Genomic DNA, 17,749 nt, shown 5'->3' with positions numbered 1-17,749 from the left:
ACTGTTAAATTATATGAACGTTCAGAAACTGGATTTAATGCTATTTTCCAGAGCCTTATTACGGCTTTTTTTTCTAACACTCGTTTTGATAATGCTTGGTTGTGGCTCGGGGTCGTCCGGTGGTGAGGATCGCTCGGTTCCGGATATTGTAGGGGGTGATCCCGATCCCGATCCCGATCCCGGTCCTGCAGAGGGAAGCTCACCTGCAGAATTGATTGGTCATGCTTACTCTGGAACCAGTATCGGCCTTGTCTGGGAGCGGGATGGTGAAACCTATTTCATCTATCGTAATGGAAAAAAAATAGCGGAAGCCAGCAATAACTTTTTTATCGACCAGAGCTTATCGGTAGATACTGAGTACGCGTACTCTGTCAATACCGTTGATGCGGCCAGCGAGCTGGAAGCCTCCCAGATCATCGTTAAAACATTAGTCAATGATACGAACGAGGGGCTGAATAACGGCACAGAAGATGATGTCTTAAATGAGCGTATATCCGCTTTTGAGGAATGTAAAAATGCTTCCAGTGCGGTGGACTTGCTCGAAGAAGACCTGGATAACTGTTTGGCAGCTATGCTCAAACTCAACCGTATGGCCCCTCTTGTCGAAGACATACGCGCTTTTGCCGCACGTGTTCGCAGTGAGCAGGAGCCTGCTATGGTGGAGCTGGGAATGCGCCTGTTCCACAACAAATCCTTAAGTGCAAATCAAGATGCCTCCTGTTCGTCCTGCCATCATCCCGCGATTGGCTGCGGTGGGGATGACCTCTCAATGCCGGTGGGTATTAATGCTATAGATACCGCCCTGCTGGGGCCGGGGCGCTCAGATGGTGTTAACGAAGTACCTTTAGTGCCAAGGAACTCACAGGCTATTTGTAATGCCTCACTGTGGTCTCGGGGCCTGTTCTGGGACAATCGGGTTTCTTTAAGCCCTGATGGTGTCCTCAGAACAGACTCGAGAGATGTTACGAATAATACCGTCAATGCTGTAGGAACTGGCTCGTTGGCACTGCTTATGGCACAGGCACATTTTCCGGTAACTGCTCCGCCTGAGATGGGGGATATCACCGACTTTGGATATAATGATTCTGTTGATGAGAATTTTACTTCCTATCGCGAGGATATATTAGCAGCCAGCCTGGATACTGCAGCTTGGGGGGCCTTGTTTACTTCCGCTTTTGGTGATCCCGAGATTAATTTCAGCCGTATTGCTCAGGCAATTGCAGCTTATGAAGCCGTACAGATATTTATCGATAATCCGTTTTTTGAATATGTCGAGGGGAATCTGGAGGTGCTCAATGCTGAAGAGAAGCGCGGTGCAATCACTTTTATGTCAAGAGATGCCGGTTGTACTTTCTGCCATAAAGGGGCTTTCTTTACCTCTGAGGCACTGATGGCTGCCAATTATCCTCAAATAGGCATAGGCACGGATGCAAGCGGAAGTGGTGCGGATTTGGGGGGAGAGGGGTCTTTGGGGCTTGGAGCCTTCCGTGCGCCTACTCTGCTAAATGTAACTATCACGGGCCCTTGGGGGCATAGCGGGCAATTTGGCACTCTGAGAAGAAATGTCGAACACTACAGCGACCAAGGAGCTTCCATCCTTAGATATTTTGAAAATAACGAGATGTGTGATCTTGACCAATTTAAAAATCTGCAGGATTGTCCGAGCAAGGTGGCTCCCAATGGTTTGGCTCACTCCCAAGATATTCTCGATGGGAACGATGGAGGAGGCATCAACCGTTTGACCGAAGACGAAATTGACTTTGTTGTGACATTCCTGGGTACGCTTACTGATCCGAATGCAGCGGATATCAGTTCCAATGAGATTCAGTTCCTGATACCTCCCAGAGATGGTGGCCCAGACGGTAAGCAGCTGGATGCAAAAGACCAGAGCGGAGAAATCTTGTAAGTTTCAGTTAGATTTTTCCCGGACTGCATGAAATATTAAAAATAATATGGCGAGTATAGAGGGTATGGTTCCTACAGCTCTCTATGCTCGGCAATCATAGCAATCCTAGTATTGTAGAAGCAGCATGCTCTTGCGAATGGCAATTGTAAAAAATACCTACATTGACTGGTACTGCCATTGTGTCGGGCTCGGGTTAAAAATAACAGATAATTCTTGCCCCCGAAGATCACCTTAACCGCACTGACAGTTTGCGACTCCCTCAACAGAAATTGTCGGGTAAAGGCGCTAAATTGTTTACTCCTATGGCTGAAGCGACTGGTAGTTAAATAGCCAGGCTCTGTGGCCAGTTGGCCATCAAAGTAGAATCAGTTTTTTGTTAGCAACAATTGCCACCAAGGCAGTAGATATTGTTTTGGGTTTATTCAAACGGCCAAGGCAAGAGATAATTCAGATCTTTATCCTTTGAAATTAAAAAGGACTTTTGTTGAGTTTCAGCAAACCCTGGGGATGTTAGCTTTTGGTGCCGCAAGGGGCACTAGTTCGCTTATTGCCTGTCCAGAGCTTCTCAAATGAGGTTTTAGTGGCGGGGTCGGTCAGATTTTATGAAAGTTCATAGTAAAAATTCGAATGTATCGATCATGGTATTGCTGCGGCTGTTGATCCTGCCACTGTTTGTGTTGGTAGCGGGTTGCAGCTCGGGCTCTTCCGGTGGGGATGACAATCCGTCCTCTGATCCAGTTGCAGATGGCAGTGGCGGAGATATAGGCACTGGTGGAGATGTAGGTGGTGATGGCGGCTCGGACACCAGTACAGGCGGTGATAATGATACTGGGGGTAGCTCCCAACAGGGAGGTGCTCCCGCAAAGTTAATTGCTAATGCTTTTTCCGGTACCAGTATCGGACTCTCGTGGGAGCGTGATGGGACAACCTATTCCATCTATCGTAACGGTGAAAAAATTGCTGAAACGAGTAATCACTACTTTGTCGACCAGGGGCTTTCGATAAATACAGAGCACACCTACACAGTGACTGCTGGAGACGTCGATAATGATAGTGACATCGCCCGGGTCAGTGCAAAAACCTTGCTGAACAATACCAATAGCGGGCTCAGCAGCGGCGCGGATATTGAGGTGGACAATGATCGCATTTCTAATTTTGCAGAGTGTAACAATGCACGCAGTGCATTGGATCTGCTTGATGCAGATTTGGATTCCTGCCTTCAGGCCATGCTTGAGCTGAATGGTATGGCCTCTCACTTGGAGGATATACGGGCATTCGCCGCCCGAGTCCGCAGTGAGCAGAGCCCCGCAAAGGTGGAGTTGGGTATGCGCTTATTCCACAACAAAAGCCTCAGTGCCAATAACGACACCTCCTGCTCGTCCTGCCACCAACCGGTTATGGGTTGTGGAGGCGATAACCTTTCTATGCCTATTGGAGTAAGCGCGCTCGATCCGGCTCTAGTGGGGCCGGGGCGGTCAGATGGTTTTAATGAAGTGCCTGTTGTGGCGAGAAATGCCCAACCGATCTGTAATGCCGCACTTTGGACTCGAGGGCTTTTCTGGGATAACCGTGTGGCAATTACAGATCGGGGGCTGAGAACAGACTCCCGCGATGTCAGTAATAATACCGAAGCGGCAGTGGGTATTGGTACCCTGGCTCTAATGATGGCCCAGGCACATTTTCCCGTTACCGATGCTGCAGAAATGGGGGACATTACCCAATTCGGCTACGACAATACTATTGAAGGTGGATTTACCGCCTATCGCGAAGAGATAATTGCGGCAAATCTGGAGAGTGCCAGTTGGAGCTCGTTATTCAGCGCTGCTTTCGGTGATCCTGAGATTAATTTCAGCCGTGTTGCTGAGGCTATAGCTGCTTATGAGGCAGTACAATTATTTATCGATAACCCCTTCTTTGATTATGTGGATGGTAATCCGGATGCTTTGGATAGCGATGAGAAGCGCGGGGCTATTACCTTTATGGCGGGTAATTCGGGCTGCACTAACTGTCATGGCGGCGCCTTCTTTACTACCCAGGGGCTTAGGGCTGTAAGTTATCCACAAATAGGCGTTGGTAAGGATGCTAGCGGTAGTGGTGCCGATCTGGGTGGTAATGGTGCGGGTAGTTTTCGTATTCCAACACTACTCAATGTCGCCATCACTGGCCCTTGGGGACACAGTGGCCAGTTCGCCACGTTAAGGAGAAATATCGAGCACTATCGCGATCGATCAGGTTCCATTACCCGATATTTTGCCAACAGCGAAATGTGTGATTTGGAGCAATTTGTGGGGCTGCAGGACTGTGCCAATAAAGTGGCTCCCAATGGCCTGGCTCATACCCAGGATATTCTCAGTGGGAACGGCGGGGGCGGAGCCAATAATCTCAGTGATACAGAGATCGACCTGGTGGTGAAATTCCTTGGAACACTCACTGATCCGGATGCTGCCAATGCCAACTCTAATGCGATTCAGGCTCTGATGCCCCCTCGGGATGGTGGCCCAGATGGCCGGCAGCTAGAGGCGAAAGACCGCGAGGGCAAGGCGCTATAAATGGGAGCCAGGAGAATACTATTCCGCAGAATATTATTAGCTCTGTGATATCCGCACTTTTTCTCTCCTGTAAGCCCGCGACAAGTCGGGCTTGGTAACTGTTAATTGGAATTCATTGGGGTTATGGAGCTGCAACGGGCTGTACTTTACGGCAGTATAGGGCCCGGGAAGCACAGGTTAGGGGTTACGACCGGTTGATGGGACGGCAAATAGTGACTGGGTTTGTGTTGAAAAATTAATCAGCCCTGGGCGTATAGCGAATTTCGGTTGACGGATGTAGCAGGTCTTACGCCGCCTAGCTGGGGTTGACTGCGCCCAAGGTGCTTCCGCTAGATGGACAGATAAAAAATAAATTTACAGGTGATGTTGTGTCTGCAAAATCTTTTGGCCTGCCGTTTTTGGGGCTGTTATTTACTGCTCTGTTGGGGGGCTGTGTAACGACCGGGTTGCCTGAGCGCCAGGAAGTGAACCTGGATAAGGCCCTGGAAACTCACGTGCAGTTGGGGCTGCGCTATCTGCAAAGCGGTGATAACCGTGAGCTGGCCAGGCGTCATTTCAATAAGGCTCTGGAATTAGGCAGGAAAAACCCACTAGCCCACCATGGCCTGGCTTTGTTATATCAGGCAGATGGCGAGCTGAAGGTGGCTGAATCCCATTTCAAGAAAGCCCTGCGTTATGGCGATAACTTTTCGATGGCGCGCACCAATTTCGGGGTTTTTCTCTATAAGCAGGAGCGCTACAAAGAGGCGCTGGAGCAGTTTCGCCACGCTTCAAAAGACCTGACCTATAACCGTCGCTTCTTCGCCCTGGTTAATTATGGCCGCACTGCCAGCCGACTGGGTATGCTGGAGGAGGCTGAACAAGCCTACACTCGCGCTTTGGCCCTGAATGCAAATCTGCCTGTGGCCCAGCTTGAGCTGGCTGAGTTGAAGTTTGAGGCTGGCGATTATGCCGTGGCCAAGCAGTACCTGGATAAATACAGCGAAAATAACCGCCAGACACCGCGGTCCCTGTGGCTGGGTATCCGCATCGAAAAGGTGTTTGGGAATCGTGACAAGGAGCTCAGTTACGCGCTTGCCTTGAAGAATTTGTACCCGTACTCTGCGGAAACACTGAAATATCAGGAGTTGAGTGGTAATGACGGATAGTAGTTCCGCGCACCGCGATAGCGGTGAAGCCGTACCCCCGACACAAACGTCCCCAGTTTCTCCAGGTAGCATCCTGCGTGCAGCGCGTGAGGATGCTGGCCTGTCCCGTGAAGATTTATCCCGGCGCTTGTGTATTATCGATAACACGGTGGAATGGCTGGAAGATGATATTTTCGAGCGTCAGCCCGAGATAGTTTATGCACGTGGCTATATCCGCAATATCTGTAGGGAGCTGGGTGTTCCTTCAGAGCCAGTACTCACCGCCTATGATTCCGCACGACCTCAGCCGCAACCACGCAGTGAAGGCCGCCGTATAGAGGTGAAGGCCGATGCCCTGCGTCCTGCCCGTCGAAAGGGACATGGAGTGTTGGCAATATTGCCTCTGCTTGCTGCCGGGGGCGTCTTTTGGTGGCTCTATGGCGGTCCGGTAAATATTCCCTCTGTACCAATGCCAGTGGCACTGACGGATGAAGTTTCCCAGGCTCCTGAGGAGATACCAGGGCAAAGTACGGCAATTCTAAAGCAGGAAAACAGTGCAATAGAGCAGGGTGATTCTACTTTTGTATTACAGGAAAGCCCTGTTGACCTCAATAGCGAGCAGATTGCCGTTGAGGCCCCCACTGTTGCTCTCGCGGCTCAGTCACAGGCGACTTCTGCTGAGCCCTTATCGGAGCTTCCCGCCGAAGTGGCGCAACTGGATCAGCAACTGCAAGGTGCCTTACGGCTCAGTTTTGATGAGGACTCCTGGATTGAGGTGAAAGATGCAGGTGGTGTAGTACTCTTAGCCGGAGTGCAGGAAGCGGGCACTTCCAAAGAGCTGGATGGGCGCGCACCTTTTGAGTTGATGCTGGGAAATGCCCGCGCGACCAAAGTGGTTTATCGCGAGCAAACGATAAATAGCGACCCTATTGGAAACCGCCGCACTCGACGCCTGATCGTTGGTGATTGAAGTGATCCCCTTAGTTTGGGCGCGAATACTGTAGGTTTGCGCCCAATCTCTCTATAATCTCCCCTCGATTTTTTAGCAGCAATACTGCCAGGTCAGCCCTATGCAATTTGAATCTCCCATTGTTCGCCGCAAGTCGCGCCAGATCATGGTAGGAGACGTACCGGTCGGAGGTGATGCCCCGATATCGGTGCAAAGCATGACCAATACTGAAACCTGTGATGTAGCCGCTACAGTGGGGCAGATCCAACGTTTGCAGAAGGCCGGTGCCGATATTGTGCGGGTATCCGTGCCTAGTATGGAGGCCGCTGAGGCCTTTGGGGAAATTAAAAAGCAGACCGATGTACCGCTGGTTGCGGACATTCATTTTGATTACCGCATCGCCCTGCGCGTGGCCGACTTGGGGGTGGACTGCCTGCGCATTAATCCCGGCAATATCGGTCGAGAGAAGCGTATCCGCGCCGTGGTTGATAAAGCCCGCGATCTGAATATACCGATTCGTATCGGAGTAAATGCGGGCTCTCTGGAAAAAGATCTGCAGAAAAAATACGGTGAGCCAACGCCTGATGCACTGGTGGAGTCCGCCCTACGCCATGTGGATATCCTTGATGGTCTGGACTTCCAGGACTTCAAGGTGAGTGTAAAAGCCTCGGATATCTTTATGGCAACAGCTGCCTATCGCAAACTGGCCGAGCAAATTGAGCAGCCCTTGCACCTGGGGATCACTGAAGCCGGTGGTCTGCGTGCGGGCACGGTGAAATCTGCGATTGGCCTCGGTGCCCTGTTACTCGATGGTATCGGCGATACGCTGCGTGTGTCCCTGGCGGCGGACCCTGTTGAAGAGGTCAAAGTGGGCTGGGACCTGCTCAAAAGCCTGCGCTTGCGCAGTAAGGGTATTAACTTCATTGCTTGTCCCAGTTGTTCGCGCCAGAATTTCGACGTGGTGAAAACCATGAACGAACTGGAGACACGCCTGAAAGATATCACTACACCGCTGGATGTGGCTGTGATCGGTTGTATCGTCAATGGTCCTGGAGAGGCGAAGGAGGCGGATATCGGCCTTACCGGCGGCACTCCCAGCCATGCTATTTATGTAGACGGTCAGCCGGATCGCAAATTTAAGAATGAGAACCTGGTGGATGACCTGGAACGCCTGATTCGTGACAAGGCTGCAGCCAAGGCTGAGCGCGAAGCGGATATCATCGCCAAGGCGTAGCGGGCTCCAGCCTGCAAGCACCATCCGAATAGTTGAGTTAAATATTAAGGAACAGCGTTGAAACAACTTCGCGCAATTCGAGGCATGAACGACCTGCTGCCGGAACAGTCCCCGGTTTGGCAGTATGTGGAAGCCACTCTCAGTGAACTTTTTACCCGCTATGGCTATAACGAGATTCGTACGCCCACGCTGGAGGCGACCCAGTTATTCAGCCGCGCGGTGGGTGAAGCCACCGATATTGTCGAAAAGGAGATGTACACCTTTGAAGACAAGAGCGGTGACAGCGTTACTTTGCGCCCTGAAGGTACCGCCGGTACTGTGCGCGCAGCGATTCAGAATAACCTACTGATCCAACCCCAGCGCCTGTGGTACTTTGGTCCCATGTTCCGCTATGAGCGCCCACAGAGGGGCCGCCTGCGCCAGTTTCACCAATTTGGTGTGGAGGTGTTCGGTATCGAAGGCCCGGATATCGATGCGGAAATGCTTATTATGACTGCGCGCCTGTGGCGCCAGCTGGGTATCAGTGAGCATGTGACCCTGCAACTCAATTCCCTCGGTAATTCAGACAGTCGTGCGGCCTATCGCGATGCATTGGTGGCCTATCTCAGCGAGCATCGCGAGCAGCTGGATGAAGATAGCCAGCGCCGCCTCGAGCGCAACCCGCTGCGTATTCTCGATAGTAAAAATACGCAAACTCAGGAACTGCTCGCCGACGCCCCCTGTCTACTGGACTTCCTTGATGAGGAATCTACCGCCCACTTCACCCAGCTGCGCGCGCTACTGGATGCCGCAGGTGTGAAGTATGAAATCAACTCTAAACTGGTACGCGGTCTCGACTATTACGGTAAAACCGTATTTGAATGGGTGACTGATAGCCTCGGTGCCCAGGGCACAGTCTGTGCCGGTGGTCGCTATGATGGTCTAGTAGAGCAGATGGGGGGGAAAGCCACTCCAGCGGTTGGTTTCGGCCTTGGGGCTGAGCGCTTGGTGCTGATGCTGGAAACCCTCGAAGTTCTGCCGGATAGCCTGGCGCAACAGGTGGATGCCTACCTGGTGGCGGTGGGTGATGTACAATCAGCCGCCTTAGCTGCTGCAGAGCAGCTACGGGACGAGCTGCCCTGGTTGCGCCTGCAGGCGCACTGCGGTGGCGGAAGCTTTAAGAGCCAAATGAAGAAAGCCGATAAAAGCGGTGCCGATTATGCACTGATTATTGGCGAGGATGAGGCCGCAAATGGTCAGATAACAGTGAAATACCTCCGTTCTGAGCAGCAACAACAGACCCTCCAGCTGAATGAGCTGGCCGCACTGTTACAGGGCTGATCAAAATACTCCGGGGGGCGGAGGCCCCCGTCGGGAAAGTTAGAAAACCACAGGAAAGGCGATTTACCCAATGTCTGAGCATCTTACCGAACAAGAACAAATAGAAACGCTGAAGCGCTGGTGGGCGGAGAACGGCAGGGGCATTGTTACCGGCGTGGTCCTGGCTCTCGCCGGCTACTTCGGCTATCAATGGTGGCAGGGTGACCAGCGCGGCAAGGCTGAAGCAGCTTCTGACCTGTATCAAAATTTTGTTGAGGCGGTATCCGCCAATAACAATCAGCCGGACAATAAACAGCTGACGACCGCAAAAACACTGGCGGAGCAGCTCAAGAACGAGTTTGGCAGTCGTATTTATGCCAGCCAGGCGTCACTGCGCTTGGCTGCCATCGCTGCAGATAACAATGATCTGGAAGCAGCTCAGCAACAGTTGCAGTGGGTGATCGATAATACCGAAGAGACTGCCCTGAAGCTGTTGGCCAAGCGCCGACTTGCCTCGGTAATCGCTGCGCGCGGTCAACCCGATGAGGCTCTGAAGCTGATAGAAGGCTCTGTGCCGCCAGCGTTTGCTGCTCTCTACTCTGAAACTCGTGGAGATATCCTGAAGCAAAAAGGGGATAATGCCGGTGCGCGTGCAGCGTATGAGAAGGCAATTTCTGAGTTGCTGCCGGAGCAGGCTGGTAGCACCCAACTGCTTCGCCTCAAGGCTGATAGCTTAGCAGTAGTGAGTGACAAAGCTGTGCAGGAACAGAATCAAAGTGAGCCAGCACCAGAGGGAGATGAGTAATGGGATTTCTCAATCGCGCTGCGGGGCGTACAGCTGCAGTAGCCCTGGCAATCGCCCTGGCTGCCTGTGCCTCCAACGATGAAAAGGAAGATGTCGAGCCGGTTGAGCTGGTGGATATCAATACCAGTGTTGAGCTGCGTGAGGTCTGGTCAGCGAGTATTGGTGATATCGATAAAAAGCGCTATGCCATGCTGCAGCCGGGTCTGGCTGATGGCAAATTGGTTGCGGCCAGTAGTGATGGTGAAGTTACCGCATTTGAACGCAGTACCGGCCAGCCTCTGTGGGAAACTGACCTGGATATCGAGTTAAGTGGTGGCGTTGGTGTCGGTCTTGGTATTGCGGTTGTAGTGGACTACCGTGGTCGGGCCATAGTGCTCGACCTGAACAATGGTGCAAAGTTGTGGAATTACCAGGTCTCTGGAGAAGTGGTTTCTGCCCCTGCGGTCGGTTCCGGGGTTGTGGTTCTGCAAACTGTCGACGGCAAGCTGGTTGGCCTGGATGCAGGTACCGGTGAAGAGCTCTGGAGTCATAATACCACCCTGCCAGTATTAACTCTGCGCGGCACTGCGGCTCCCGTCATCAGCGGTGGCTTGGTGCTCGCTGGTCTGGACAACGGTAAACTGATCGCCCTGGATGCCCGGGATGGCACTCCCCGCTGGGAACAGCGAGTTGCTATACCCCAGGGCTCCGCCGAGTTGGAGCGAGTTGTGGATATCGATGGCTCTCCGGTTGTGCGGGGTGATCTGGTATTTGCGGCGAGTTATCAGGGCAGGGTTGTTGCCCTGTCCAAAGATGGCGGCCGGGGCTTGTGGGCCCGCGACGCCTCCACACATCATGCGGTAGCGGTTGGTGGTGGCCATGTCTACCTTAGCAGTGTCTCTGGTAGTGTGTACGCCTACAATGTGGGCAATGGCCAGATTGTCTGGACGAACAATGAGTTGTTGCGCCGAGAGCTTAGCGGCCCGGCTTATTTCCAGGGTGTCGTTGTTATCGGTGACTTGGAAGGTTACCTACATGTTCTCGATCCAAACACTGGACAATTTATTGGCCGTGAGCAGGTAGATGGCGATGCGATTCGCATCCCCATGCTGGTGGATGGCGATCTATTGTTTGTCCTTTCGGATGACGGTGAGCTGGTTGCCCTGCGCCTAGCTCAGGACTAAAAAACCTCAATATTGATGGTGGACAACTGTCTACCACTGGGCCTCGGGCCCGCAAAAGGAGCCTGCTTAGCAGGTGAATTGAAATCGCCCGCCTCGAGCGGGCGTTTGTATTTATTTATTAGGCTAAAAGCCAGAATTTGTATGCTGCCAGTAATCGCCCTGGTCGGGCGCCCCAATGTGGGCAAATCCACCCTGTTTAATCGTCTTACCAGGAGCCGTGACGCCTTGGTGGCCAACTATGCAGGTCTTACCCGTGACCGCAAATATGGTGAGGCGGAGATCGACGGGCGCAAAGTACTCCTGGTTGATACCGGTGGTATTAGCGGCGGGGAGGAAGGTATTGATGCTGCCATGGCGCAGCAATCTATGCAGGCTATAGAAGAGTCGGATATTGTCCTGTTCCTGGTGGACAGTCGTGCCGGGCTCACCCCTGCAGACCAAATGATCGCCGAGCGACTGCGTACTCGCTCCAAGCCCACTTTTCTTGTGGCCAACAAGGTTGATGGGGTCAACCCGGATATTGCCTTGGCTCCGTTCTATGAGCTGGGTATCGGTGAGCTGTTCCCAACTACTGCAACACAGGGGCGTGGCGTTCGCTCATTGATGCAAAGAGTGGTGGAAGATCTACCTGAGGTGATAGAACCCGAAGAGGTTGATGAGGCCACCGGGATCAAGATTGCTATCGTCGGCCGACCCAATGTGGGCAAATCGACCTTGGTCAATCGACTATTAGGCGAGGATCGTGTAGTTGTTTATGACCAGCCGGGAACCACCCGCGATAGTGTCTATATCAATTATGAGCGTGACGAGAAACCTTACACCTTGATCGATACTGCGGGAATCCGCCGGCGCAAGAACATTAAGGAATCGGTAGAGAAGTTCTCTATCGTAAAAACCTTGCAAGCGGTGGAAGATGCCAATGTGGTGGTTCTGGTGATTGATGCCCGTGAGGGCCTGGTGGATCAGGATATGCACCTTATGGGTAGTGTGATCCAGGCTGGGCGTGCCTTGGTTGTGGCTCTGAACAAGTGGGATGGCTTGGAAGCGGATCATCGTGAATACGTGAAAGCAGAGCTGGAGCGCCGCTTGCGCTTTGTTGATTTCGCCGATGTACATTTTATTTCTGCACTGCATGGCACAGGTGTCGGTCATTTGTACGACTCTATCGAATCGGCCTATCAGAGTGCTACAGACAAACTCTCTACTAACCATCTGACTCGTATTCTCCAATGGGCAGTAAGTGAGCACCAACCACCATTGGTGCATGGCCACCGTATCAAACTGCGTTACGCGCACGCAGGTGGACAGAATCCGCCGGTGATTGTGATCCATGGCAACCAGACAGAGCAGGTACCGGCCCACTATGTGCGCTATTTGGAGAAGACCTTTCGCAAAGCCCTGGACCTGCAAGGGACTCCGGTGAAGATTGAGTTTCGTACCAGCGCCAACCCCTATGCCGATAAGAAAAACAAGCTGACGGACCGGCAGAAGGCTAAGAAGCGCCGTCTGATGAAGTTTGTGAAAAAGAAAAAGTAAGGCTTCTAGCGCCAGTCAATCCAAGTGTCGCAAATCCCCTCATAGTGTTGCACTTTGAGGGGATAATTACGGGTTAATATCCTAAGCAGTTGATTCCCATTGCAATGGGAATCGGGCAAGAGACCATAAGGAGATGGCGATGCTGGAGCTGAACAACCCTGCGCTGCTGCGCACCCAGTCTTACATCAATGGCCAGTGGATCGATGCCGATTCCGGTGCAACTTTTGATGTCATAGATCCGGCTACTGGCAAAGTTGTTGCCAGCATTGCCGACCTTGGGGGAAACGAAACACGTCGTGCCATTGAGGCTGCCGCTGCCGCGTGGCCGGCCTGGATGGGAACACCGGTCAAAGAGCGCGCCAGGATACTGCGTCGCTGGTATGACTTGGTTATTGCCAATACCGAAGATTTAGCCAAAATACTGACTGCCGAACAGGGGAAGCCCCTTTCCGAGTCATGCACTGAAATTGTCTACGGTGCCAACTATATCGAATGGTTTTCCGAAGAGGCTAAGCGTGTTTATGGTGATGTGATAGCACCGCCTGCCAGCGACCGCCGTATAGCAGTAATCAAGCAGCCGGTGGGTGTTACCTGTTCCATCACTCCCTGGAATTTCCCTAGTGCCATGATTGCCCGCAAGATGGCCCCTGCTTTGGCCGCTGGTTGCCCCTTTATTGCCAAGCCTGCTCAAGAGACCCCGCTCTCCGCACTGTCCCTGGCTGTGTTGGCTGAGGAGGCAGGTATTCCCGCCGGTATCTTTAATATCGTCGCTGGACAGAATGCACCGGCTATCGGTGCCGAGATGACTTCGAATCCCCTGGTGCGCAAGTTCACTTTTACCGGTTCAACCGCTGTAGGCAAGCTGTTACAGGCCCAATGTGCCCAGACCATGAAGAAAACCTCCATGGAGTTAGGCGGTAACGCGCCCTTTATTGTTTTTGACGATGCGGATCTGGATGAGGCGGTAAAAGGAGCCATCATCTGTAAATACCGCAATGCGGGCCAGACCTGCGTCTGTGCCAACCGGATTTTTGTGCAGGAGGGGGTTTATGAAGCGTTTTCACACAAGTTTATTGAAGCGGTCAATAAGCTAACCCTGGGCAACGGCGTAGATGACAAAACCGATGTTGGGCCCATGATTACTACCAAGGCCGTTAAAAAAGTAGAGTCTCTGGTGGAGGATGCCCTGCAGAAAGGTGCGCAGACCCTGGTTGCCGGAGGGCCCAGTTCTATAGGAGATCACTTCTATTCCCCTATGGTACTTGGTAATGCCACGGATCAGATGCATCTATTTAAAGAGGAGATTTTTGGGCCTGTCGCGGCCTTGTATAAGTTCTCCACCGAGGAAGAGGTTGTGAGGATGGCCAACGATACTGAATTCGGCTTGGCCTCCTACTTTTACTCCAGGGATATTGGCCGTGTTTGTCGCGTATCTGAAGCCCTTGAATACGGCATGGTGGGCGTTAACGAGGGCATAATTTCCAATGAGATGGCACCGTTTGGTGGAGTGAAGGAATCTGGCCAGGGACGAGAGGGGTCCAAATACGGTATTGAGGACTACCTGGAGGTAAAGTACTTGTGCATTGGCGGCATTGATAAATAAAAAAACAGCAACTGGTTTAAAATGTCCGGCTCATTAATGGTTACTTGGAATTTCCATGGTTGTTGAGCCTATAGGGCGTGTGCATTCCTGCTTTGGTGAGAAATTTGGTGTGCCCCGGCAGCCAATGCTTGCCGACGCCAGTCGTGCAAGTATTGAACTATTATCACCATTGAATGTAGCGGATGCGGTAGCGGGTCTGGAGGAGAATAGCCATATATGGGTGGTATTTCTGTTTCACCAGGCAGCTGGGCAGTGGTCTGCCAAAGTACGTCCCCCGCGATTGGGTGGTAATAAAAAGCTCGGCGTACTCGCTACCCGCTCACCATTTAGGCCAAACAATATAGGCCTTTCTGTAGTCCGTTTGGTAGAAGTGCGAACCTCACCAAAAGTTGAATTGGTTGTTGCTGGGGCTGACCTGGTAGATGGCACCCCGGTATTGGATATCAAGCCCTATGTGCCCTATGCCGATGCATTACCATCCGCAGAGAGTGCTTTTGCCGGTGCCGCTCCTGAATTGACCCCTGTGTTTATCCCCGAGGAGATTCTGCACCAGGCAAGGGAGTTCTGCGATGACTGGGGAACAGATTTACCACGGTTAATTGAGCAAGTACTGGCCCAAGATCCCAGGCCTGCTTATCAGCGGACAGATCCTAAGCGTGTCTATGGGATGAAGCTGTGTGGTTTTAATCTTTGCTGGCGCTATACCGGGAAGGGAATAGAAGTGGTCTCCTTAGTTGCTCTGTAAGATGCCTTAAATTTTCTATCTTAGGGTGTCCCTATATGTCTGGTAAAAACAGGATATCCACTTTCAGTTATTTCAATGTAGCTGCTAGCGTTGGAGTCTAATATAAGTCCAATACATGAGTAATACTATGCGGAATCAATTTTACTTGGAGATAATTTGAGGGTGATTTTTAGGTTAACTTGAAAATAGGGGCCTGAATGTTTGCAATCGTTTTCTAAAATTAGGTGCACAATTTTTAAAGGCACTTAAAAGAGTTCTTCGCGGTTTGAGTAAATAGCTTTCTAGGCGATTGTGGCAATAGTGAAATTATAACCGTAGCGGATAATATAAATATTTATAAGGTTCTGCCTGGGAGTTTTTTCTTTTAGGTAAATGTTTACCTATATGCTAATGGCTCGATTGTTTGGGTGAGGCCTGCGTGTGATTTACTTAAATCATTTATTTTTTGTCCCTTATAGAAAGGGGGTGTTCTTAAAAATTACTTTACACGAAAAAAATGCTCAAAAAATCATATGTAATAAGTCAACTCATGATGTGACTGTTCGGGCATGCTTTTTTCAAGTGCATCCAAAAGCATGTCGTTGGATTTCTCTGGTTACCTTTGAAGTAGTAATATGTCACGTATTTTCAGGGAAATTGCAATTTCCTCTTTACTATAACCACATAAGAATAGCGCTCATTGATTTAGAGGGTACCCCATGTCTGTACGTGAATCCTTTCGCTACCAGGATCTTGATGCGTTGCGAGTTGGCCGCTTTAATATGGGAGTCAACACCACTTTTGTTGTATATCGGCTGAATGGCACAGTGATTGACACAGGGCCCAGTAATCAGTGGCGCTATGTCAAATCTTTTATCCAAAGTGGTCCCATCAACCAGCTTTTGCTCACCCATCACCATGAAGATCATAGCGGTAATGCTGGACTTATCCACCGCCTGACCGGTGTCCAGGCTTTGGCTCCTGAGCAAACCATTAGTATTCTCAGGAAGGGGTTTCGCATACCGCCCATGCAGAAACTCTTCTGGGGTACTGCGGGCAAAGCAGAAGTGGCGCCGCTGCCCGGGAATATCTTTATTGGTAAAGAAAGAGTTGTACCTCTGTTTAGTCCAGGGCATGCTAAGGATATGACTTGCTATTTAATACCGAATCGCGGTTGGCTATTCAGTGCGGATCTTTATATTGCCAATTACCTCAAATTTTTGCGGATAGATGAGCATATCCCCACTTTACTGAAAAGTATTAAAGGGGTACTTGATCAGGAGTTCGACGTAATTCTCTGTCCGCATCGAGGAGTGGTAGAGAATGGGTGGAAGCAGCTTAATGAGAAATATGAATTCCTGCTAAACTTAACTGGTGATGCACAAAATTTACAAAAAAAGGGTCTGTCCCTGGAAGAAAGTACTTTGCGTCTGCTGGGTAAAGAGGGTTTGGTTAGCAAACTCACCGGTTATAATTTTTGCAAGAGAAACCTCATTGCTTCCTGTTTGAATGTTAATCTTGATGAAATGCCTCGATTTTAATGCCTCTCTAAGAAATTTTTAATGTCCTTAGTATAATAGTTTTTAGGTCGGCTTGGTTTCATTGATTTGATTGCCTTTGAGGGGTTAATTAAGTTGCTTTGGATTTAGGTGCGTAAAGGCCTCTACTGCTATTTTGATTTTTATAGTTGTTGGTTGGAATTATTTTCACTTCGCATACACTGGAGGTGGTCGGTGCTCAATATAGTAGTTTTGGATAGCATTGCACTGGGTATATGATCAATAATCAGTGAGGAGGGATTATATCTGGTGTTGGTCGCAAGCTAGATGGTGGCGAGGTTTCTTGGGGCGCCAGGTGATGAATGAACGATATACCTTGTTTTTGGTCCGGAGTACTGTATGTAAATCTGTTTTTATATTATTTTTCTGCTTCAATAATAAATCTTTTGATTCTTATTCCTGCATTTTTGCGAGTCTTGGGCTCTATCTTTTTAAAATATTTACTCATGACTTGATGAGAAAACTTTTCTCTTTGCGGGGGCTGCAAATGTCTAAACTGGGGTACCCAAGATAAGAAAAACGCTGTGAGCGTGTCTCGGGTCCCAAAGTTTTCCACATGATGAATTTCATCAATCCTGGGTAGGTAAAATCCTGACCCTTCGATATAATTGCGCATTTCGTTGAGCGTATAGTGGTTGTAGGGATCGAGAAAACTCTCAAAATATGGTTGCCAGTCATTATCGTGTTGGAATTCGTATACTGTATCCCAGAAATTCTCATGACCAACCTGAAAACCGACCACAATCTTGCCACCTTCCTTTAAGTGCTTATAGAAGCCATCCCAGACCTTCTTCTGGTCTGCCACCCAATGTAGGCAGCTGAAGGAAAAAATAATGTCGAACTGCTCATTGAACTGAATTTCGTCGGCACTCATCTGCTCGAAGGAAAGATTGGGTATGCCAGTGTGGACTTTACGGGCGTGGTGAATCATATCTTCAGTGAGATCCACACCGATAATTTTACCATTCTCAAGGCGTTCGGCTAGATAATGGGTGATTCTGCCATCGCCACAGCCGACATCGAGAATGGCACTGGCCTTTTGATAGTTGCAACGTTGTATGGCTTCCATTGCATGGCGCCACTGCATGGAGGACGCTTTTACATATTCCTGAGCCTGCCATTTATCGTGTCTGATGGGCTTATCCATGGTTTTGGCACCCTGTTGCTTATTCGGTGGGAGTTTCTCAGTCTAGCCCAAATACAATTACAGGAAGGGATAACCGCGAGTTGCTTTTCTGTCGGTAAAAGCATATCTGTAAATTAGACTTGATCAGGGATGAAATTTCAGGGAGGGA

At 50.5% G+C, this 17,749-nt stretch carries 13 protein-coding genes; 12 read left to right on the top strand and 1 reads right to left on the bottom strand.

Annotated elements, in window-relative coordinates:
* Positions 1–13 precede the first annotated feature (13 nt).
* From ABWV76_RS18295 to ABWV76_RS18240, 12 genes are all read left to right on the top strand, one after another.
* Positions 14–1,906: a cytochrome-c peroxidase gene (locus tag ABWV76_RS18295; RefSeq protein WP_353376887.1), complete on the top strand. Its 1,893-nt coding sequence runs from the start codon at positions 14–16 to the stop codon at positions 1,904–1,906.
* A 602-nt stretch (positions 1,907–2,508) separates the two neighbouring features.
* Positions 2,509–4,455 (top strand): cytochrome-c peroxidase, encoded by a 1,947-nt coding sequence (locus tag ABWV76_RS18290; RefSeq protein ID WP_353376886.1) that lies wholly within the window; start codon positions 2,509–2,511, stop codon positions 4,453–4,455.
* 368 nt (positions 4,456–4,823) lie between these two features.
* A complete protein-coding gene (gene pilW, locus ABWV76_RS18285; RefSeq protein ID WP_040628362.1) occupies positions 4,824–5,603 on the top strand; it encodes a type IV pilus biogenesis/stability protein PilW in 780 nt (259 codons plus the stop codon).
* Complete coding sequence (locus tag ABWV76_RS18280) at positions 5,593–6,552, top strand: RodZ domain-containing protein (RefSeq protein ID WP_353376885.1); 960 nt, start codon at positions 5,593–5,595, stop codon at positions 6,550–6,552. The genes pilW and ABWV76_RS18280 overlap by 11 nt, the downstream gene beginning before the upstream one ends.
* Positions 6,553–6,652: 100 nt before the next feature.
* Positions 6,653–7,765 carry a flavodoxin-dependent (E)-4-hydroxy-3-methylbut-2-enyl-diphosphate synthase gene (gene ispG, locus ABWV76_RS18275; protein WP_353376883.1) on the top strand — a complete coding sequence of 371 codons (1,113 nt, stop codon included), beginning with the start codon at positions 6,653–6,655 and terminating at the stop codon, positions 7,763–7,765.
* A 57-nt stretch (positions 7,766–7,822) separates the two neighbouring features.
* Entirely contained in the window at positions 7,823–9,085 is a 1,263-nt protein-coding gene (gene hisS, locus ABWV76_RS18270) for a histidine--tRNA ligase (protein ID WP_353376882.1), read from the top strand.
* A gap of 70 nt (positions 9,086–9,155) precedes the next feature.
* The gene (locus ABWV76_RS18265) at positions 9,156–9,869 is read left to right on the top strand and encodes a YfgM family protein (RefSeq protein ID WP_020412176.1); all 714 of its coding nucleotides are present in this window, start codon (positions 9,156–9,158) and stop codon (positions 9,867–9,869) included.
* Entirely contained in the window at positions 9,869–11,032 is a 1,164-nt protein-coding gene (bamB, locus tag ABWV76_RS18260) for an outer membrane protein assembly factor BamB (RefSeq protein WP_353376881.1), read from the top strand. The genes ABWV76_RS18265 and bamB overlap by 1 nt, the downstream gene beginning before the upstream one ends.
* Positions 11,033–11,173: 141 nt before the next feature.
* Positions 11,174–12,568 (top strand): ribosome biogenesis GTPase Der, encoded by a 1,395-nt coding sequence (der, locus tag ABWV76_RS18255; protein WP_353376880.1) that lies wholly within the window; start codon positions 11,174–11,176, stop codon positions 12,566–12,568.
* A 139-nt stretch (positions 12,569–12,707) separates the two neighbouring features.
* Entirely contained in the window at positions 12,708–14,171 is a 1,464-nt protein-coding gene (locus ABWV76_RS18250) for an NAD-dependent succinate-semialdehyde dehydrogenase (RefSeq protein ID WP_282951457.1), read from the top strand.
* Between the two features lie 55 nt (positions 14,172–14,226).
* Positions 14,227–14,916: a tRNA (N6-threonylcarbamoyladenosine(37)-N6)-methyltransferase TrmO gene (tsaA, locus tag ABWV76_RS18245; protein WP_020412180.1), complete on the top strand. Its 690-nt coding sequence runs from the start codon at positions 14,227–14,229 to the stop codon at positions 14,914–14,916.
* 698 nt (positions 14,917–15,614) lie between these two features.
* A complete protein-coding gene (locus ABWV76_RS18240) occupies positions 15,615–16,436 on the top strand; it encodes an MBL fold metallo-hydrolase (RefSeq protein WP_020412181.1) in 822 nt (273 codons plus the stop codon).
* Between the two features lie 376 nt (positions 16,437–16,812).
* Here ABWV76_RS18240 and ABWV76_RS18235 read toward each other — a convergent pair whose 3' ends face one another.
* Positions 16,813–17,601 carry a class I SAM-dependent methyltransferase gene (locus tag ABWV76_RS18235; protein ID WP_282951455.1) on the bottom strand — a complete coding sequence of 263 codons (789 nt, stop codon included), beginning with the start codon at positions 17,599–17,601 and terminating at the stop codon, positions 16,813–16,815.
* Positions 17,602–17,749: the final 148 nt, after the last annotated feature.

The organism is Microbulbifer sp. NBRC 101763, assembly GCF_040371615.1.
Lineage (GTDB): Bacteria > Pseudomonadota > Gammaproteobacteria > Pseudomonadales > Cellvibrionaceae > Microbulbifer > Microbulbifer variabilis.
The sequence above is the reverse complement of the archived record's forward strand: the minus strand, read 5'-3'. Positions and strand labels throughout refer to the sequence as shown.